At 44.1% G+C, this 20445-nt stretch carries 17 protein-coding genes; 7 read left to right on the forward strand and 10 right to left on the reverse strand.

Features of this window, described 5'->3' with window-relative positions:
- Positions 1-76: 76 nt before the first annotated feature.
- The gene (locus tag K5609_RS03000) at positions 77-2164 is read left to right on the forward strand and encodes a methyl-accepting chemotaxis protein (RefSeq protein WP_221075896.1); all 2088 of its coding nucleotides are present in this window, start codon (positions 77-79) and stop codon (positions 2162-2164) included.
- A gap of 72 nt (positions 2165-2236) precedes the next feature.
- Here K5609_RS03000 and K5609_RS03005 read toward each other — a convergent pair whose 3' ends face one another.
- A complete protein-coding gene (locus tag K5609_RS03005; RefSeq protein ID WP_221075897.1) occupies positions 2237-3379 on the reverse strand; it encodes a HupE/UreJ family protein in 1143 nt (380 codons plus the stop codon).
- Positions 3380-3452: 73 nt separating this feature from the next.
- Positions 3453-6104, reverse strand: coding sequence for a CBM35 domain-containing protein (locus tag K5609_RS03010; protein WP_221075898.1), 2652 nt, complete (start codon positions 6102-6104; stop codon positions 3453-3455).
- Between the two features lie 271 nt (positions 6105-6375).
- On the opposite strand from K5609_RS03010, the gene K5609_RS03015 reads away from it, so the two are divergent.
- The gene (locus K5609_RS03015; RefSeq protein WP_221075899.1) at positions 6376-7554 is read left to right on the forward strand and encodes a glycosyl hydrolase; all 1179 of its coding nucleotides are present in this window, start codon (positions 6376-6378) and stop codon (positions 7552-7554) included.
- Between the two features lie 75 nt (positions 7555-7629).
- Here K5609_RS03015 and K5609_RS03020 read toward each other — a convergent pair whose 3' ends face one another.
- Positions 7630-8388, reverse strand: coding sequence for a substrate-binding periplasmic protein (locus tag K5609_RS03020; protein WP_221075900.1), 759 nt, complete (start codon positions 8386-8388; stop codon positions 7630-7632).
- A 710-nt stretch (positions 8389-9098) separates the two neighbouring features.
- Between K5609_RS03020 and K5609_RS03025 the strand changes: the two genes are divergently transcribed.
- Positions 9099-9590 carry a putative pterin-binding protein gene (locus tag K5609_RS03025; protein ID WP_221075901.1) on the forward strand — a complete coding sequence of 164 codons (492 nt, stop codon included), beginning with the start codon at positions 9099-9101 and terminating at the stop codon, positions 9588-9590.
- Between the two features lie 12 nt (positions 9591-9602).
- Entirely contained in the window at positions 9603-11510 is a 1908-nt protein-coding gene (locus K5609_RS03030) for a putative bifunctional diguanylate cyclase/phosphodiesterase (RefSeq protein WP_221075902.1), read from the forward strand.
- Here the strand turns inward: K5609_RS03030 and K5609_RS03035 are convergent.
- Both K5609_RS03035 and epmB read right to left on the reverse strand, forming a co-directional pair.
- On the reverse strand, positions 11500-11814 hold the full coding sequence (locus tag K5609_RS03035; RefSeq protein ID WP_221075903.1) for a primosomal replication protein PriC: 315 nt from the start codon (positions 11812-11814) through the stop codon (positions 11500-11502). The two genes, K5609_RS03030 and K5609_RS03035, sit on opposite strands and share 11 nt — an antisense overlap.
- 74 nt (positions 11815-11888) lie before the next feature.
- Entirely contained in the window at positions 11889-12911 is a 1023-nt protein-coding gene (epmB, locus tag K5609_RS03040) for an EF-P beta-lysylation protein EpmB (protein ID WP_221075904.1), read from the reverse strand.
- Positions 12912-12945: 34 nt separating this feature from the next.
- Between epmB and efp the strand changes: the two genes are divergently transcribed.
- Together efp and K5609_RS03050 are read left to right on the forward strand one after the other, a co-directional pair.
- Positions 12946-13512 (forward strand): elongation factor P, encoded by a 567-nt coding sequence (gene efp, locus K5609_RS03045; protein ID WP_163134559.1) that lies wholly within the window; start codon positions 12946-12948, stop codon positions 13510-13512.
- A gap of 227 nt (positions 13513-13739) precedes the next feature.
- Complete coding sequence (locus K5609_RS03050) at positions 13740-13958, forward strand: FtsB/FtsL family cell division protein (RefSeq protein ID WP_221075905.1); 219 nt, start codon at positions 13740-13742, stop codon at positions 13956-13958.
- Positions 13959-14506: 548 nt separating this feature from the next.
- Here K5609_RS03050 and frdD read toward each other — a convergent pair.
- From frdD to frdA, 4 genes are read right to left on the reverse strand one after another with little or no spacing between them, the layout of a single operon-like run.
- Positions 14507-14860, reverse strand: a complete 354-nt coding sequence (gene frdD / locus K5609_RS03055) for a fumarate reductase subunit FrdD (RefSeq protein ID WP_152785545.1) — start codon at positions 14858-14860, stop codon at positions 14507-14509.
- Between the two features lie 9 nt (positions 14861-14869).
- Positions 14870-15259, reverse strand: coding sequence for a fumarate reductase subunit C (locus K5609_RS03060; RefSeq protein WP_221075906.1), 390 nt, complete (start codon positions 15257-15259; stop codon positions 14870-14872).
- 2 nt (positions 15260-15261) lie between these two features.
- On the reverse strand, positions 15262-15996 hold the full coding sequence (locus tag K5609_RS03065) for a succinate dehydrogenase/fumarate reductase iron-sulfur subunit (protein ID WP_221075907.1): 735 nt from the start codon (positions 15994-15996) through the stop codon (positions 15262-15264).
- Position 15997: 1 nt separating this feature from the next.
- Positions 15998-17791 carry a fumarate reductase (quinol) flavoprotein subunit gene (gene frdA / locus K5609_RS03070; RefSeq protein WP_221075908.1) on the reverse strand — a complete coding sequence of 598 codons (1794 nt, stop codon included), beginning with the start codon at positions 17789-17791 and terminating at the stop codon, positions 15998-16000.
- A gap of 197 nt (positions 17792-17988) precedes the next feature.
- Between frdA and epmA the strand changes: the two genes are divergently transcribed.
- Positions 17989-18963: an elongation factor P--(R)-beta-lysine ligase gene (gene epmA, locus K5609_RS03075; RefSeq protein ID WP_221075909.1), complete on the forward strand. Its 975-nt coding sequence runs from the start codon at positions 17989-17991 to the stop codon at positions 18961-18963.
- 38 nt (positions 18964-19001) lie between these two features.
- Here the strand turns inward: epmA and K5609_RS03080 are convergent, their stop codons facing one another.
- The gene (locus K5609_RS03080) at positions 19002-20405 is read right to left on the reverse strand and encodes an SLC13 family permease (protein WP_221075910.1); all 1404 of its coding nucleotides are present in this window, start codon (positions 20403-20405) and stop codon (positions 19002-19004) included.
- Between the last annotated feature and the right edge of the window lie 40 nt (positions 20406-20445).

Here is a 20445-nt window from a genome sequence, read left to right on the forward strand (position 1 = left end):
AATTTATCGTAACGTTGTCATTGGTCTATTTGAGAAGATTAATAGAAGCATGTTGTAGATAACTAAGGATGGATTCATGAATGTTCTTCAAACTATGCGTATAAGCAGGCGAATTTTCATATTGGTTTTGATGCCACTGATTATCATCTTGTTTTTTGCTAGCGAGCAAATTAATAGAGCGCTAAGCCAGCAAAAGGCGATGCATGAGCTAAGTTTGGTTATTCAATACATTCAGCAGCTTTCGCCCCTTTTAGCCGCGCTTGATAAAGAGCAAAACTCGGTCGCTGACTTTTTAAGAGTAGATGAAAAACAAAGCTCTCAGCAATTGGCTCTTCGTTCTGCAATGAACAAAGAGCGGGCCGATACAAAATCACATGAACAACAGTTACTCCATTTTTTGTCTGAAAATGAAGCAACCCTCGCTAACTCGGGCTCTTGGACAGATGAGGATTTAGCATTTATTCGCAAGAAGCTAAAACAGCTAGATCTCATCAGGCTTGTAGCGGATGAAAAACAAGTAAGTTCAGATAAGTATAAAAGCCAGTTTGATGATCAAACTATATGGACTGGTGTGGATATACAGCGCACTAGAATGGCTTTATTACACACTATTAGTAAGGTGGTTGAAGTGGCAATGCGAGACCATGATCTAGGTATGATCGCTAATGCTTACTACTATCTGTTGCTTGCTTCTAGCGCAAACAATGAACTACATGAAAACATTAACTCAGCCTTATCGAGTCAAATGGGAGGTTATACTTTTGGCCAAATGATGCTGTATCGTGAAAAGGAAGGTAGCTTTAGGGAAATGTATGTTCGTTATGCAAGTACCGAATCAATGGCGGTATATCAAAAAGCTTTCTTAGATTCTGGATTATTAGGATCATTAACCAATGCTTATTGGGATGTATTTGATTCATATAAGTTTATCGACAAATCTGCTCTAACTTTACGTCCTGAGCTACAACGCCGTTGGCCGAGTCTCGCTCAACAAACTGCCCAAGCCTATCAACGCGTTGAAGACGGATTGTTAGCAAGTTTATCTGCTACAAAAGATCTTAAAGTTAGTGAAGCACAACACCTTCTTCGCATGTCAATATTTTGGGTTGCAGCGGCTATCGTTATTACTTTAGTGTTTTCGTATCTTGTAGCTAACAGTGTTACTAAACCGATTGACTCATTGGTGCGAAGCTTTACCCAGTTAGCTAAAACTAGAGACATGAGTTTTAGATTGGCAGCCAAAGGGAGAAATGAAATTACCGCTCTGGGAGAGGCCTTTAATCAATTAATTGAAAGCTTCAATGAAGCCTTAGTTGGAGTAAGGCAACAATCTAAAACCATGGGTGAAACTACCGAACAAGTGGCTGGCGCGATGCAGTTGTCTCTAAATTTATCCGCTCGCCAGCAAGAGTCTACAGACAGTATCTCAGTAGCAACCAACGAGATGACTACCACCATTCAAGAAGTGTCTAATATGGCTCAGCAAACTTCCACAGCGGTGCAAACGGCCCATACAGTGTCTTTAGACAGTGCTCGCTGTGTGGATTCTAGTCGTGAGCTGATGGTTAAGCTAACTGAGGAGCTAGGTGATACAAGCCAACAAGTAGAAAACTTAAATTCAGAGGCGGCACAAATTGGCAACATACTTAATGTGATTAGAGACATCTCTGAGCAAACCAACTTACTTGCGCTGAACGCTGCTATTGAGGCAGCAAGGGCTGGTGAAAAGGGGCGGGGCTTCGCGGTAGTTGCTGATGAGGTGAGAAATTTAGCGACTCGAACTCAAGACTCAACGAAACAGATTCAACAGCAAATTGAATCATTGTTCGTAGGAGCGTCAGCAGCCACGGAGAAAATGAAAGCATTAAAAGAAGAGGGCAGTAACGCTGCTGATTTGGTACTCAAAAGCTCAGCTTCTTTTGAAGAACTAAAACAAGAGTTGGATAAAGTTCTGGATATGGCGACTTATATTGCAACTGCCACCGAGGAACAAACGCTGGTTTCTAATGACATAAACAAACGTACCGTTGAAATGAGAGATGATTCTAGCGACCTAGCTTCTCAAGCCTCTAAAACTATGGAAATGACCGAGTTACTTAAGAAAGATGGTAGTACGTTACAAGGCTATGTTGACCGCTTTAAAGTATCAGAAATGCCTTCTTAGAATTAAACAAAGTGGTGTGAAGTATAGATTTACTCATTTAGGATAAATCTATACTCGCTCACTGTTTTGTTGCTAAAACAGTGGATTGAAATCTATTCCCGATGCTCTTTCTGCCAACCAGATGAGGGCGACAATACCTACTAATGAACTACCCCCTCTAAGGATAAACGTTTGGTAGAACTTGTATTCCCGACAGTAATAAAGTAACGGGAGTAACACAGCAACAATAATTAGTTGACCAACTTCCACACCAACATTAAAGGCGATTAAAGCAACATAGGTTGCTGTTTTTGGTAAAGATAATTCTAACAAGACATTGGCGAAGCCAAAGCCATGGATCAAACCAAAAATAAAGGTGATTAGTGTTAATTGTTTATTTACTCTTGGGAATAAGCAATTTAATGCCACAACAATCACTGACAGCGCAATAATTGATTCGGTGATGCGAGCAGGAGGAAGGCTAACCCAGCCTAAAACAGCACTGATTAAAGTGATGCTATGGGCAACCGTAAATGCGGTAACAATTTTGAGTGTCTCTAAGGTGACCTCTTTAAATGATTCTTTGGCATGCCACTGTTTGTTAGAGATAAATAGTACAGCCGGTAAGATCAAACACACCAGAAACAATATATGATCAAGACCTATCCAGATATGCCAAATACCTTCAATCAAAAACTCTTTAATGGTTTGGGTAATGCTGATTTTCTCTAGAGATATGCTTTGCTCGCGTTGGTCGCTAAAGAAGCGAACTTGGGTCATGGCATCGCCTTGGGTAAGGTGCATAGAGCCACTGTGCTCTTCATCATTTTCAAAAAGCAGGTTGTAGCTTGCAGAGATACTTTGCTCTATTGTTGGGCACTGATGTTCGAGCAGAAATCGTAGATAGTTACCGCTGCCATGAATCACAAATTTGTGGTTACTGATAGTGTATTCACAACTTTTCCCATCGAAACGAATGCTTAAATTGTTACTGATGTACTGGCTAATAGCATTTGCAGGGTAGTTGCGCTCTTCCTCCACGCTAAGCTTTCCATCTGAATTTTCGTCTAAGTTGAAGCGCTTGTTTAGCTCACCAGTTGTGAGATCAAATTGTAATTCCGCATGCCCTTTTTCATCTAAAGTTACGACTAAGTGACCGCCTTCCCCTAAGTTGTGAGCATATGAAGTTATGCTTGTTGTAATAAGCAGAAAAAAAACTAAATAGATACTTTTCATGTTGTACGTCTCATAGCAACAAAGCGAAACACCTTGGGTGTTTCGCTAATAGTAAGTTGTAAGTGATTGCTTGTTATTCGGCCACAGAGCGCCATTTGTCTAGGTTAGGTAGATAGACCTTTTGGTGTAGGGCTTGTTGTTGGCTATCGGAATAGTCTGGGTAGCGTAAATCACCAACCTCATCGATGGCCAAATCCTTCATCGTTTCGTAAGTCCATTCAACTTCCCCATCATCATTGCTTGTTGCACGAATGATTAGATGGCCTATATCAAAACTCATCAGCATCTCTTTGTAGCGACTGCCATGACGCCTTAGAAAGTTCACCGCTTCCATGGCGTCTTGAGTGAAGGCGCCTCGCGCGTAGACCACTTCACTGGCCGGAACGAAAATTAGTGATGGGTCGACATTTTTTACGTACTCTGGATTGATAGAGCCGTGCCAATGGTGGTTCCCATACAATACCTGCCCGGTAATGGCACCTAGCCCATATTCACGCATAATGCGGTCTTGGTTATGGGCATAAATGTCACCTTGGAACTGCACTGTAAAGTCTTGGTAATTCATGCTAAATGCTAAGGAGTTGGCATTTAAATCACAGGAGTTAACAGCGATGGCATCTTCTGAACAAGAGTCACCAAACGTATTGAGAATTTTTACGTTGGTACCTTCAAATTCAAACTCTCGTCCACTGGAAAAAAAGTTTCTATCACCGCCGTCTTCTTCGTGCATCGAGCGTTGCACCATTACATTTGGAAAGGCGTTTACAAAAGCTTCGTGTCCGTCGGAGATAAACCCATCATAAACTTGGCGTCGATAAGTTCCGGCAATATGGTCTCCGTGAGGGTGAGTTAACCATAGGTAGTCTGGCTCAATGTTGTTGGCTTTAAGGAATGGAATTACTCTATCAAGGTTCACCCACCATTGGCCTAAATCTACAATCAGCGTTTTACCGCTGGGCATTAAAAATGCCGCAGCATTACCGTGGCTAGAGTCAAAAAAGATCACAACAAAGTCGTTGTTAACAGGTTCTTGCTTACTCACTATTGCCAGTTGTGTTTTTTGAATGTCTCCATTAGAAAGCTGCCAAGATATTTCATAATCTCCAGGAGCTAAGTTCGCTAACTGTTGGCTACTTAAGTGCGCAAAAAAACCGCCATAAATGACGCTAGTGAATCGGCCCTCAATGACATCCTTGTACTCTTCTACTTCATATTGCAGTTCAGCATCTTGTACCTCAGAGTCTTCAGCTAACCCACTAATGGTCACTTGGGTGAGTTGATTACCATAGGGGTCAACTTTGATTGATAATTGCTTTGGCTTGTCTAGGTAGAAGCTTTGTTGCTTAGGCCCAATTTTAGCGGCCATGGCAACTGGCTCTCGTGATACGTCAAAGTAGTCAAAGTCTTGGTATCCCCAACTTTTGATGATTTCAATTTTGTTGCTGCCTTCTTTAAACTCCATGGGGAAATTGGCTGTTTCCCAATAGGTTCGACTGGAGCGAAAACCTGCGCCAGGTAAAGCAAACTCATCATTCACTTTTATATCTTGTGCTTTATCGCTACTGCCGGTTCGATAGCGGAAACTTACGTTATACAAACCCGCTTGGGCTACGTTTACATAGAACAGCAAGTTACCGCTATTTTCCATGCTGACATACTTACCACCACTGGCTGCATCATCAAGGGTATCCCAGTCTGAGTCCCCATAACTGCGAACTTTCATTAGTTCGCCAAGGGTTACATCTTCGGCTTCATAGCGATCACCTGCTGGGCCCGTTAGATTTTCATCCTCAATGACTTTGATTTCAAAGGTTGTCGGCTCCATGTAGTCAAAGTCGACCTGTGCTTGATACGAGCCGGGTTCAAGTTGGGAAAGGCCATCTGCACTGATTGTTAGTTGGTTGCACTCATCATTTAGCGTATAGCTCGCGGGTTCTCCACCTATAGACACACCAACTAACTTGTTGGTATTTAGTTTTAACTCTGCAGAAATTGGGTTCATTTCTTTGGTATAGTGCACGCCTTGTGTGAGTGCATATTGAGAAGCAAATCTTATAGGGCTGCTGCTCACTTCCAATTGGTCAAAAATGGTATATCCCCACGACAGGCGAATCTCCATAGAGTAGTTCCCAGCCTCCAATTCAGGACGCATTATGAACTCGTGCCATTGGGGATCAGCATGCTCTAAGAACTCATAGCCCCATTGGGAGAATGCAGCATTTTCGTGCTGATCGTCTTGCAGGTTGGTATGGTCTAATTGCCCGTCTTTATACAAGAATATGTGTTGTTTTTTGTATCCTGGCTGAGTGTTTGCGTGGATTTTAAATTCATACACACCGTCTTCGGGAATGCTTATGTTATGCAGGTATAGCTTTCCAGAATTACCATTCATGTATACATATTGACCATTGCTCGCAGGGTCTAAGCTTAACTCTCCGTCACCGTCATGTTGTAAAGTTGGAGCATTTCCAATAACGGCTCCTTTTTCTAAACTCTCATCAAAGGCCGCTTCAAACTCATAATTGTCATAGCTCTCTACCTGCCAGTCTGTATCGACAACCGATTCGGCCATTAAAGGTAGGCAGCTAGCAGGGATAATGTTATCTACGGGGGTGTCATGAGTATTCGCATTATTGTTATCAGATGAGAAACATCCTGCTAGAGCGCCACTCATAAAAGTGGCTATTAGCAATGTTGCAATTTTAGGGGGCTTACACTTGTTCATTTATCCTTCAACTCCAAAAGTGTATTAGTGATTTAAATCGATTTTTGTTCATAGTGAATACTAAATCGTAACGTTTTCATTTTTATTTAAGGAATATGATGCCGATGACTTTTCGAGTACTTGATGATTTGTCATCTTGATAACTATCGATTGTTATTTGGGAGTTTATAAAGAGAGGGATATCTAAGTTTCAGTAAGTTTCTATAGAATAACCTTTGTCGTAACGATACGATTTCTGGCGTTTTTGTTTTGAATTTTACAAGAGGTATGTATGAAGTTATCTCCGTTTATTGCGGCACTTACAATAGCTTTAGTCTCGACGGGCTGCGTTAGCTCTGGCAATGATAGAACCGAAGAGAGCAATAAAGCTGCTCAGTTAAGTAATCCAGATTCCTCGCTAACAACCCAAGAGCTATACAGAAAGTTAGTAAGCCTAGAAGATAAAACTGAGAACAAACTACTTAGTGGGTTGTTTGGCGGATATAGTGACATTGAAAGAACCGATTACGGCCGCTATAACGGAGATGGTGAGTTTGTTCAGGATGAACAAGGTCAAAAAGTAGATGATAATGAAATGGTGCGAATTGAAAAAGTAACTGGTAAACGCCCCGTCATTTATGCCTGTGATTTTGGTCTGGGATGGAACGCCTATGAGAAAGCAAGTGATGCTATTTATACCGGCTGTGCTGAAGATTTAATACTTAAAGCCAAGCAAGGCCATGTAGTACAAATTAGTAACCACTTAATTAGCCCAATCAATACTTTTTCAGATAACTTTAAAACCGCAGTTAGTAACCAAGAATATGCCCGTATTTTTGAAACCGGAAGTGTGGAGCGCGCACGTTGGTTAGACATAATGGATGAAGTTGCCATCGGATTAGAGAAGTTTAAGCAAGCCGACGTGCCAGTTATCTTTAGGCCCTTGCATGAAATGAACGGCGATTGGTTTTGGTGGGGAGCTGATAACGCAGAGGGCGGCACCGCCGAGCGGCAGGCACTGTTTGTTAAGTTATATCAAGACATGCACAAGTACTTAAGTGAAGATAAGGGCTTAAACAATTTGATCTGGGTTTATTCACCTGACCGGGGGCGACCTTCTTTAGTAGAGTATTACCCTGGTGATGCTTACGTAGATATTGTTGGCTTAGATGCATACTTTAATGGGCAAGCAGATATTGATGATCTAAAAGCTGACTATAGGGTGATGACCACCACGTTTAACAAACCTTATGCATTAACCGAAACCGGGCCCCGTTCAAATTGGAATCCAAATGGACGATGGCTACCTAAAACGCCATTTGATTACCATAACCTAATCAAAGAAATTGAAAAGGATATGCCAAAAACAGCCTTTTTTATTACCTGGAACACGGGCTTTGGCCCTTCTTGGAACCTGAACGCAAAAGAGGCCTTTAATCACCCTTGGGTGGCTACCTTAGGCGAGTTTTAAGTTTAAGCATCCCTCAAAAAGGCTGAGTTAGGTAGCCTTTTTGAGGGAGTGTAATTCGATTAAAGTTATGGACTTCTAATCTTGATAAGCTTTAATTAGGTAGTACTCTTCAAGCTGTTTTATCTCACCGCTATCTTTCATCTCTTGGAGCTTACGATTAACTTGAGGTAGGTATTTTACAAAGGGGGAATGTTTTGAAAAAGCCATGTAGACTTTTTCTGTTTTAACCGGTGCAAAACTTAAAGAAAACTGATCTTTATAGCCCAATTTAGCAAGCTGAATCTTGGCGTTGAACTCAGAAGCAATAACATAGTCGATTCTTCCTGCTAGCAGTTTTCCTATGTTCTGCTCAAAGTATTTTACTTTGTCGATGTCCAGTTTATTCGCTATAAAGCTATCTAATTCGACTCCCCAACTATCTCCAATGATGCTGCCTCCAGTTAACCCGGTAAGTTCGTTTAAGGTAATCAGTGGAAGTTGGTTTTCTTTGTTGGTAATAATAACAATGCGATCTTCAGAGTAGTATGGGTCACAATAGACTAAGTAGTCAGCCCTCTCTTCGGTGAAGTAAATGCTATTGATTAAGTCTATAGAGCCTTGATAAGCGCCAGATACCGCTCTCTTCCATGGGAGAAGCACTGGTTCTGTAGTAATGCCTAGTTCATCAAAAATCAATTCAACTAGTTTGGGACCCACTCCAATTAAGTTGCCTTCTTCGTTCGCCCAGCTAATTGGAGCTTCAGTCGGGTGGGAAGAGTATTTGAGGCGCTTTTGTGCATGGGTATCGGTGGAAAGACCGATTAACAAAACAGCTGCGAGTAAAAGTAATTTCATCTTCAAATGAGTATTTATAAGCTTTGCCAACCTGCATACTGTTAGTATCATTTAAATAACATATAGCAATGAATAGCTCGATAAGCAAAGCTAGGACCTCTGCGGCATTAGCAGAGTTTCACGTTAGAGTTGTAGGGAGTATCTAGAGTCGTCAATAGGCTCGTGTTAGCACCTCTTGTGCATCCACGGTTTTGCAACAGTTCTCGCTTTTAGTTTAACGGAGATTTCTTGATATGCTCTTAAACTAATCATTTGGTTGGTAAGAGTTTTGTTATGCATCGTTGAATTAGCGTGTCCGCTATTGTAATTACCTGTGGGTTTTAGCGTCAGTTCGCTTTAGTCCAAAACCAATTGTGTGAACACTACAATCACAAATAACATGCTAAGCAGGCAAAAATTATTGGCTAGATACCGCTTTTTGTAAGCGCAGCGATGTAAAAATAGGATGTATTTAAACTGTTGTGGGGTATAAGTTGGGGTATCTAAAATACAGATTGAATAAATTTACAATTTTATCAAATGCTTATGTTTTGATGGGCGACATGATATAGCCAGCTTCTCAAGCTTGAAAAAAGGGTAGGCTTTTTAGCTTGCCCTTTTTTATTGGCTGAAACTCACGCATACTCAAGATGTGACTGCAACAAATGCGCTATGGTTTAGGATTGAACGATGGAGTTAAGCGCAGCTAACCACGTTAAGGAGAACGAGTTATGCGATTTTTGTTAGCATTAAGTTTATTGCTATGTTCCTCATTCAGCTCTGCTGAATTAGCAACGCCACAAGACGAACCGATACTAACCATTGCTGGCCTTATTCAGCATGGAAATAATCAAGGTGCAGCAGACTTTGACCTAAAGATGCTACAGGCCTTGCCACAGCACACCATTGTTACACGCCACCCCTGGGTTGAAACCCGCCATCACTACAAAGGCCCAAGAGTGGCTGAAGTACTCGAGTTAGCCGGGGCTCAATCGAGCAAGCTTACCTTAGTGGCCTTGAATAATTATGAAATTGAGATCGACTTTTCCGACATAGAGAAGTTTGAGCCTATCTTGGCTTGGTCTGATAACGATCGTCCAATGCGGGTGCGAGATAAAGGCCCATTGTGGTTAATGCTGCCGATAGATGACCATCCCGAATTGCTGCAAATGCCTTATAATGATTTTATGATTTGGCAGTTACGACGCATTATTGTTAAGTGAGCCTAGCTATTGATGAATTGGCTTACCCAGCTTTCGCAAAAATATAAGAAGTTTTTAATTTCCTTAGTGGTATCACTGTTTGTGGTCAGTGCGGTCATCAGTATTTACCAATTAAGGCAAATTATTCAACTACTTGAGTCGCCTAAGTCGTCTACGTCTTGGTCGGTTGTTCAGTTGCAAATGGAGCATCGTCGTTTCATTAATTCGCTGCAGCTGTATCGGCTTGGCGGCGTTAAGCATTCTGACCTGATGCTGCGTTATGACATTTTGTGGAGTCGTTTCCCGGTGCTGTTAGAAGGCCAAGAAAATGCGGGCTTTCATAATATAAAGTCTGCCAGACAATTGGTTCGAGAACTGTTTCAAGAGGTTCAACGTATCGAACCTTTACTGCAAGCTTTACCGCCTAGTCATGAAAAATTTGAGCAGGTTATTGAACGGCTGAATATGTATTCGGCGCCTATCAACACCCTGGTGAATAAAGAGTTTCAGCGAAATAGCGAGTTTGATAAGAAAACCGACTTTAAGTTATTGCAACTGCAGCTGATTTTGTCTTTTGCTATTGGTGCGCTGCTAATTAGCGGCTCCATTTTGATTGTGATGATAGTGCGCGAGAATCATATCAACCGCTATCTTGCTAATCATGATGTGCTCACCGGCCTACCTAACCGCGCCGGTTTACGAGAATTTATTGCGAGTCTAGAAAACAATCGTCGTGATTACGCGATTATGGTGCTAGACCTTAACGGCTTTAAAAGCATTAACGACAGCTATGGTCACGAGTATGGCGACCGCATCTTAAACGTGGTGGCGCAGCGCTTAAATGGGCAAATGCGCCACTGTGATTATGCGGTGCGTTTAGGTGGTGATGAATTTGCCATTGTACAAACTAGAGTGCGCTCTAGTGAAGATTGCTCGGGCTTCGCGCAGCGCTTAATTAACGTAATAGAAAAGCCTATGTCTTTAGAAGACAGGGAGTGCTTTGTAGGCACCAGTATCGGCATTAGTACCGCCTTAGATAGCCAAGACGACTGGCTAAGCATATTAGGCCAAGCTGATACCGCGATGTATCAGGCTAAGCAGGAGTCACGTTGCAGCTCTTGGAAATTCTTCGAAGGACAAATGCAACTGGCTAAAGAGCGAGAGCAGCACCTACTTAGCCAGTTTCGTGATGCCTTAGAAAACCAGCAAATGAGTTTGTTTTACCAACCTATTTTGGACCTAGCGAATGACAAAGTGGTCGGTGCCGAAGTGCAAGCGCGCTGGGAGCATCCGGTTTATGGTTGGGTAGAGCAGGCCGAGTTGGTCGATGTTGCCCATGCTTGCGGCAGTGTGGTGGCGTTGGAGTCTTGGGTACTGCGAGCATCCACTCAGCAACTTAAGCGTTGGCAGCATGGCTTAAATACCAATTTGCAATTGGCGGTGTCGATTTCTTCATCCACCTTACACAACGACTTATTAGTCCTGGTGAACAAAGTATTAATTGAAAGCCGAATATTGCCACATCGCTTAATCATTAACATTATCGATAGCAACCAACAAATGCTATTAGATTGTGTGGATGCCATTCGTGAGTTACGCAGAATTGGGGTGAGTTTATCACTGGATAATTTTGGTAGCGCAGAATGCCCCTTGGAATTGCTTAATCACCTGCCTGTACAGTACTTGCGCGGCGCTAAATCCTTAATGTCGGACTTGCTTAATACCAGCGACAAACAGCCTATGTTGATAGCCACAGTGATGTTTGCCAATCGTTTGGGAGTGAAATTATTGGTAGACGGCGTAGAGAATCAACAGCATTTAGAGCAGCTTAAAGACATTACAAAAGAAGTGTTGGTATTGGGAGCGGCTGTCGCTGCGTGGGCGCCAGCCGAAGAGTTCTCCCCTTACCTGAGAGCATTTGCAGATCGCGCTAGCGAGTAAGCTGTTTGAAGTCGGCCAGTAAGCTGTGGATTTGCTCTAGTTTGGCAACCATTACCTTTAATTGAGTAACAAAGTGCTCGTCGTCTTGGCTTTCTTGTAGTAGCACCAAATCACTCGCTAACTCTTCTACATAGGGTAAAAACTGTTGGTCTTTGGCCTTAAATAAACTGTCTTTAAACAACTCGGTATACTTGGCTTTGCCTTGCTCTTGTTGTTGCTGAATCACCGTGTCAGCATCAATAGCCTTGTGGTAGATGTCTTTGAGGTTTTCTTGTATTTGCTCAATGAGCTTGGTTTTATCCATGAATGTGGTCACTGTATTTGGGTGAATACGCGCTTAACTCAAATGGCAGTTAAGCCTTGTTCTGTTGCTTTAGTTTAGCTCAAGCCAATATCTATTGGTGTTTTACTGCGTTTGCCTGCTTGCTCGCGGGCTAAGCGAGGAACTAAAAAGCCAGGTAAGCGTTGATACAAGTCTCGCATTATCGACACTGCGCTTTGCTCGTCAATATCGTAATGTGCTGCGCCTGCAACTTTATCGAGCAAGAACAGGTAGTAGGGCAAAATATTGGCCGAGAATAAGGCCTCACTTAACTTTGCCAAAGTGTTGGCATCATCGTTTATATCTTTTAGTAGCACACCTTGGTTAAGCAGGGTAATACCCACTTGGTGTAATTTGGCAAAGGCGCTGCTTAGCTCCTGGTTTATCTCGTTGGGGTGGTTGATATGGCTTACCACAATGGTTTGCAGGCGAGATTGAGCCAGCAGCTCGACCAATTCGTTTGTAATGCGGCTGGGGATCACCACCGGTAAACGGGTGTGAATACGCAGACGCTTTAAGTGGGTAATTTTCTCTAGTTGTTCAACTAACCAAGCAAGCTGTTGGTCGTTTGCCATTAGTGGGTCGCCACCACTAAATATCACTTCATTAATCGCTTCATCTTTAGCTATGTAATCTAAGGCTTGCTGCCAACCTTGTTTATTCGGGCTGTTATCCTGATAGGGAAAGTGGCGACGGAAGCAATACCTACAGTTTACCGCGCAGCCGCCACGCACTATAAACAGTACTCGGCTTTGGTATTTATGTAGCAAACCTGGCACAGCGGCTTGGTGCTCTTCAAGGGGGTCTTGGCTAAAGCCTGCAACGTCAATAAATTCTGCTTGTTGGGGTAATACCTGTAGTAGCAACGGGTCTTTAGGGTTGCCACTTTGCATGCGTTTGGCAAAGCTTAAAGGTACGCGCATTGGGAATAATTTGCGGGCTGCAATGTCTAATTGATAGTTTTCTGGGTCCAATTGCAAAAATTGCAGCAGATCTTTGGGAGCTGTGATGGCGTTTGCCAGCTCTTTTTGCCAATTACCCTGCACAGCAGCGTCGTTTCGCGGTATTATTCGCAACATTGAAATTGATATTACCTTGTAAGTAGAGGACCAAATGGCGTCATATAGTACCAGTGAATTCAAAGGCGGGCTAAAAATTATGCTCGACGGCGAGCCTTATGCAATTCTAGAGAATGAATTTGTAAAACCAGGTAAAGGCCAAGCGTTTAGCCGCGTTAAATTACGCCGTTTACTAACCGGTAAAACTTTAGAAAAAACCTTTAAGTCGGGCGAGTCTGTAGAGGCGGCCGACGTGATGGATTACGAATTAGCCTACTTGTATAACGATGGCGAATTCTACCATTTCATGAACAACGATACTTTTGAGCAAATTGCTGCAGATGAAAAAGCTGTCGGCGACACGGCTAAATGGTTAGTTGAACAAGACATATGTGTTATTACTACTTGGAATGAAAACCCAATCTTAGTGACGCCTCCTAATTTTGTTGAGTTAGAAGTAACCGAAACTGACCCTGGTCTTAAAGGTGACACTGCCGGCACTGGTGGTAAACCTGCTACTTTAACCACAGGTGCAGTAGTACGTGTGCCTTTGTTTATCCAAATTGGCGAAGTGGTAAAAGTTGATACTCGCAGCGCTGAATATGTAGGCCGTGTAAAGTAATCACTACTTCACAAAATTTAAGGGAGCTTAGGCTCCCTTTTTTTATTTGGTTTTTTGTTTAAGATCTAGTTTGATCAACTGACTTTTTAGATGAAAAATATGTTTGCTAGTTGAATAAAATTTCCTCGTTAATCGCTTTGATTTAAGTCAATTTTAAACTTTGCGCAAACGCTATTTGTCTGCAATGCTTAAGCAATGACTCACTTAATGACAAAAAGGTTATCAGTATGGATGCGGTGATAGAAGCACCAGTAGGACACGTAAGTAAGCGTTACTCCCACAAGCTGAGCTTTGCTAAAGGTGGAGGTGATTACCCAACGGGCGTGTTTGAGCAATTGGCTTGTAAAGAAGCCGAGTTGGATATGCTTAAACAACGAGAAATGCAGTTAGAATCTGAAATTCGTTTACTTAAACGTAACTGCCAGCGAGATTTGAAAACAGGCTGATTTTTTTCGCCTGCTATTTCCTACCTAACCTAGTAAAAGTATTGCCTATGGCGCTACTAGCACGATATGTGTGTGAGCCTTTTACTAGGTATAGTCGATATCTAAAATCACCACTTCTTTCATAGCTCTGTAGTTCGCTCGCCCAAAAGCTTTCCTGCTTGGCTAATGCTGTGCAGGCGCTACTGTTTGCATTGATGGTTTTAATTTGTTGGTGATGCTCTGCTCACTAACGGCTCTCTTCGATTTTGTTGGTATAAATTGTCGCTAGGTGAGCTAGGATTTGCAGCTCTGCTGTGGCGAACACCTGGCTCCTGTTTCTTTACCTGAGTAACTATTGGCTGTGTACCTTTGTTTCGCGTCTTAGTCACCCTGTTTTTTAGCAATGCTACGCGCTTATTGGGTAGGCATTTTTGCGGGTGACTGGGTTATGCTTTGTCGAAGCCTATTGTGGGCAGGTGTTCTAACGCTAGCGGGGAATACACTGGAGAGGGTTATTTGTCGAATAACAGAGCGTGGGCTAAGCGCTTAGCCCACGTTTATTAAACTACTTACACAAGGCCTAGTAATAGCAAGGTTGCGCAAGCAATAGAGCCTGCAAATGCTACGCCGTAGAACAATGCTTTTACTAAGTTGCCAGCGTGAATGCCGAAGTCATGCAGGGTGTGATAGAGGCGATGCATACATAACCAAAGTGGTAAGCTAATCACTATCCAAATTACTGCTGCGCCTAACCAGTGTTGGGAGAAGGCTAGGAGTCGCTCATAAGAGAATTGTTCGCCCGGAATAATTCCCATAGGCACCAGTAAGCCGGTAATTAAAATAGCAATAGGTGTGAAGAGCGCAGCAACCATACCGCCAGCGCCAAACATTCCCCAAAATACAGGTTCATTAGAACGTTTCATTGGTGTCTCCTAAATCAAAACCAAGATTAAGCCAGCTAAGCTTATTACTGCCAAAGCGCCGTACATTCCACTTACTATCCAGCTGTCGGGTACGCGCTTTTGGCCTAGCCAAATGTTGGCGGCTTTGGGGGCTAAGCTAAACCAGGTAATGCTGTGGTATAGCGTCCACGCAAGGCTGAGTAGGTGAAATACAATCCAGCCGGGTTGGCTCATGGCTTCCACCCAGCCATTAAAGGCTTCGGCGCCTTGGCTTAAGCGAAATAAGCCAAATAGCAATACAAAGCTGTAGATGGCAATCACTAGGCTTGAGCCTTCACGGATGATGTACTTGGTATGAAACGTGTTTTTTAGCCACCACGTTGCACCCATTTTTCTTTCATAAGGTTTACGTTTGCTCATGCTTACTCTCCTGGCTTGAACATGGCTATTACATAGTCTTTGGCGCTATCTACTTTACCAAGTTGAATCGCTGCTGCTGGGTCTACATCTTTCGGACATACCTTCGAGCAGTAACCAACAAAGGTACAGCCCCAAGCGCCTTCTTCAGCGTTTACTATCTTCATGCGCTCTGCTTTGCCTGCGTCACGGCTATCTTGGTTATAGCGATGAAGCAGCGCTAATGCGGCAGGTCCAGTAAAGGATTTATCTAAGCCATATTGCGGACATGCGGCATAACAAAGGCCGCAATTAATACACATAGAAAACTGCTTGTATTGGGCCATTTGCTTAGGTGACTGAGTGTGGCAACCATCTTCTAAAGCACGCGGGTTGTCATTGATGATGTAGGGCTTAATAGCTTCCAACTTCTCAATAAAGTCGCTCATGTCTACCACTAAATCGCGCTCGATGGGGAAGTTCGCTAAGGCTTCGACTTTCATTCCGTTTTTATAATCACGAAGGAAGGTTTTGCAGCCAAGTTTTGGAACGCCATTTACCATCATGCCGCAGCTGCCACAAATGGCCATGCGACAGGACCAGCGATAGCTAAGAGTGGGGTCGAGTTCGTCTTTAATGTAAGCCAAGGCTTCTAGCAGTGACATCTCGTTGGTGAAGGGCACATCATAACTTTGCCATACCGGTTCGTTATCGCTTTCTGGGCGGTAGCGCAGAATATCGATTTTAATTGAGTCTGTCATGTTAGTTTGCCTCCGCTTGTTTCTTGGCTGCTTCTTGGGCGTCGGCTGCTGCGCCGTAGACTCGTTCGGCGGGTTGTGACTTAGTAATATTCACATCGCTATAGCTAATTTCTGGCGCGCTATCCGGGCGGTAGTTAGCCAAGGTATGTTTAAGGAAGTTCACGTCATCACGCTTTTCGAAGCCGTCAATACGTTGGTGAGAGCCACGGCTCTCTTTACGGTTGATGGCCGAAACTGCCATAGCTTCGGCTACGTCGAGCAGATAACCCAGCTCAACCGCGTATAACCATTCAGTATTAAATACTTCGCTGTCATCCACCAACTTGATGTTTTTATAACGCTGTTTTAACTCGGCAATTTTGTCGATGGTTTGCTGCATGGTTTCTGCGGTGCGGTAAATACCCACGCCCGCTTCCATGGTGCGACCTAGCTCATTGCGTATATCTGAGGTTTTCTCATCGCCTTGGTTGGTTTTTAGCGCTTGGTAACTCGCTAAGGTTTGCTCTGCTTGGGCGAGTAAACTGGCGCTGTCGCTATGTTCGCTAACAATGGCATTACGTGCAGCCGATTCGCCAGCCACTTGGCCAAACACGGTAATTTCGGTTAGTGAGTTTGAGCCTAAGCGGTTAGCGCCGTGTAAACCTACTGACGAACATTCGCCAACAGCATACAAGCCCTTCATTGAGGTGGCGCAACGTCCGTCGGTTTCAATACCGCCCATGGTGTAGTGAACGGTTGGGCGCACTGGGATTGGCTCTTTCACTGGGTCTACACCCATGTAGGCTTTGGCCAGTTCGCAAATAAACGGCAAACGCTCTAGTAAGTAGTCTTCGCCTAAGTGGGTTAGATCTAGGTTTACGTAGTCGCCGTTAGGTCCTTCAATGGTGCGGCCTAATTGTGCCTCTTGCCAAAAACACTGGCTTAAGCGGTCACGTGGGCCTAGTTCCATATATTTGTTTTCGGGTTTGCCTACCGGTGTTTCTGGCCCTAGTCCGTAATCTTGTAGGTAGCGGTAGCCGTCTTTATTAGTAAGAATGCCGCCTTCACCACGACAACCTTCGGTCATCAAGATGCCTGAGCCAGGTAAGCCAGTTGGGTGATATTGGACAAACTCCATATCTCGCAGGGGCACACCATGGCGATAAGCCAGTGCCATGCCGTCACCGGTCACAATGCCGCCGTTAGTATTAAAGCGATAGACACGGCCTGCGCCGCCAGTGGCAATAATTACCGATTTAGCTTGGATAAGCTTAGCTACGCCTTCGGCAATGTCTAGGGCGATTAGGCCTTTTACTTCACCATCTTCAACCACGAGGTCGAGCACAAAGTGTTCGTCGTAGCGTTTAATGCTGGGGTGTTTGATAGAGGTTTGAAACAGGGTATGAAGAATGTGGAAGCCACTTTTATCAGCGGCAAACCAAGTACGCTCAATTTTCATGCCGCCAAAACGGCGCACATTTACGCTACCATCTGGGCGACGAGACCAGGGGCAACCCCAATGCTCTAGCTGGGTAAGCTCTTTAGGCGCGCGTTCAACAAAAAAATCTACAACGTCTTGCTCACACAACCAATCGCCACCCGAAACGGTGTCGTTAAAGTGGTTTTCAAAGCTGTCGTGGTCTTGGGCTACGCCAGCAGCACCACCTTCGGCGGCAACCGTGTGGCTGCGCATTGGGTATACTTTTGAAATTAGTGCCACTTCTAACTCTGGGTGCTGTTCTGCAACTTCAATAGCAGCACGCAAACCTGCGCCCCCAGCGCCAACAATGGCAACATCAGTTTTGATTACTTCCACGCTTTTCTCCATACGAAATAAGCCTACAATGATTGTGCGGGTATTAGCTTTTTGGTGTTTGACTAAAATCAAATATTGACGCTACTTTGCGCAAGCGGCTGAGATAATTTGTCTTTTGAGATATAACTCCCGCTTTTGTTAGCAAAGTGGTATAAAACCTCGCGAAACTCTCTAACTCAATGCAGGAAAAAATTTGCATGTCTGAAACACTTTGGCAACCCTCGGCAAGTATTCAATCTCTTCAGCAGCGGGCGAAAATCATTAATAAAATCAGATGTTTTTTTGCCAAGCGTGAAGTGATGGAAGTTGATACTCCCTGTTTGAGCCAAGCCTGCGTGAGCGATGTGCACTTGCATAGCTTTAGTACAACTTTGTCTGGGCCGGCAGCACCCAAAACCATGCCTTTGTATTTACAAACCTCGCCCGAGTTTCATATGAAGCGATTACTGGCTGCAGGAAGTGGCTGTATTTACCAGTTGGCTAAAGCTTTTCGTAATGAAGAAGCGGGGCGTTTTCATAATCCTGAGTTCACAATGCTGGAGTGGTACCGTATTGGTTTAGACCATTTTGCCTTAATGGATGAAATGGATGAGTTAATCACCGAGGTCTTGGCTTGTGATAAGGCAGAGCGCATAAGCTATGTTGAAGCCTTTGAGCGACACCTTGGCATCAATCCCATCAATGCTAGCCAAGCTCAGTTTGTTGCTGTAGCTAAACGTCTATCGGTTGAAGATTTAGTGGCGAATGAGCCTGATCGAGACACCATTTTGCAGTTGTTATTTAGCTTGGGCGTTGAGCCTAAAATTGGCCAGCAGCGCCCTTGTTTTGTTTATCACTTTCCAGCATCACAAGCCGCGCTAGCTAAAATTTCAGCAAAAGATCCACAAGTCGCAGAACGCTTTGAGCTGTATTTTAAAGGTGTAGAGTTAGCCAACGGCTTCCATGAGCTCACCGATGCCAAAGAACAGGCTGAGCGTTTTGCTAAAGACCAACAACAGCGTGAGAATATGGGCTTGCCAGCGGTTCAAGTTGATAAACATTTTCTAGCTGCACTTGGTGCGGGCTTGCCCGCTTGTGCGGGAGTTGCTCTAGGTATTGACCGCTTGTTGATGCTGGCCCTAGACGCGGCCAATATTCAAGCGGTGCAAAGTTTTAGTGTTGACCGCGCTTAAGGTTGTCAGCGGGAGCTCTCGCTCCCGTACTTAGTTACCTATAAAAATACCATCATTGCCAAGTAAAGCAGGGTTAAACCGGTGCAGCCAATAACGCCACCTACCTTAATCAGGTCTTTGGTCTCGATAAAGCCAGTAGAGTAGGCCAAGGCGTTAGGCGGGGTGCTTACCGGTAGCATCATGCCTAAGGAAGCAGATAGCGCCACAATGATCAGTAGTGTAGTAATGCCGCCGTCACCATCTAAGCCGTTTAAGCTGGTGGCTACCGCAGCGGCAATCGGCATAATTAAGTTGGCGGTGGCAGTGTTCGACATAAAGTTCGCCATTACCACACAAACAATCGATAGCGCTACAATCACCGCTAAGGTTGGCAGACTGGCAAAGTCGATAGAGGTGGCGATTTTGGCGGCTAAGCCGCTTTTCTCCAGTGCCATGCCCATGGCGATACCACCGGCCACTAGCCAGAGTACGTCCCAGTTAAATAGCTTGAGATCGTCTTTGCCAATGACCCCGGTGAGGGTGAACACTGCTAAAGGAATTATCGCCACTACGTAACTGTTCATGCCATGCCAGGCGGTGCTTAACCACAATAAAATGGTGAGCGCGAAGGTGGCATATACAATGTAAGCCCGGGTACTTTTTTGAAAGCGGCCTTTTAGATTGAGTTCTAATACACCGGTTTCCGAGGGGTAGAGCTTGCACAACAAAAACCAGCCAATCGCTAATTGAATAATCACAAAGGGAATGCCAAAAGCCATCCAAGAAGCGAAGGTAATTTGTCCTTCGGGAATATATTGCAGGGCGATTGCGTTTGGTGGGGTACCAATAGGAGTACCAATACCACCAGTATTAGCCGCCACGGGAATTGCCAAAATCAGACCTTTCATACCAAGGTCGTTACGTGGCGCGGCGGCAATTAAGGGGCCTACAATCGCCAGCATCATTACGGTGGTAGCAGTGTTGCTCATAAACATACTGAAAATTGCGGTAATTAGCATGATGCCAAGCATTATCATTGGGATGCGCTTACCAAAAGGCTTTAGCAGTACTCGGGCTAAGTTGTTGTCTAGCTCAAACTTAGACGCGCCAATGGCTAGGGCGAAACCGCCCATAAACAGGATGATGATTGGCGATGAAAAAGCATTAAAGATACTGGTATAAGGAAGCAAGTCGCCCATTGGCGCAGGCCCGGTATCGGCCACTATGGCACTAATCCCTTGGTTAGAAATGAGCACCAGTTCTAGGGTGATGATTAATAGTGAAGTGGCAAACACTGGCACTGGTTCAAAAATCCACAGCAGCGCCGCTAATACAAAGATAGCAATGATACGGTGTTGAACTACGGTTAATTCCGGTAGTGGAATTGCACTGGTGGGAAGCGCCAGTATTAACAGGGGAACAATAAAACAAACCAGCAGTTTGAAATGTTTTTGCACGGCCATGATCGAGGGTCTCTGGGCTAATTAATTGAAATAGTAGTTT

Origin of the sequence: Agarivorans aestuarii, from assembly GCF_019670125.1 — a bacterium.
GTDB lineage: Bacteria > Pseudomonadota > Gammaproteobacteria > Enterobacterales > Celerinatantimonadaceae > Agarivorans > Agarivorans aestuarii.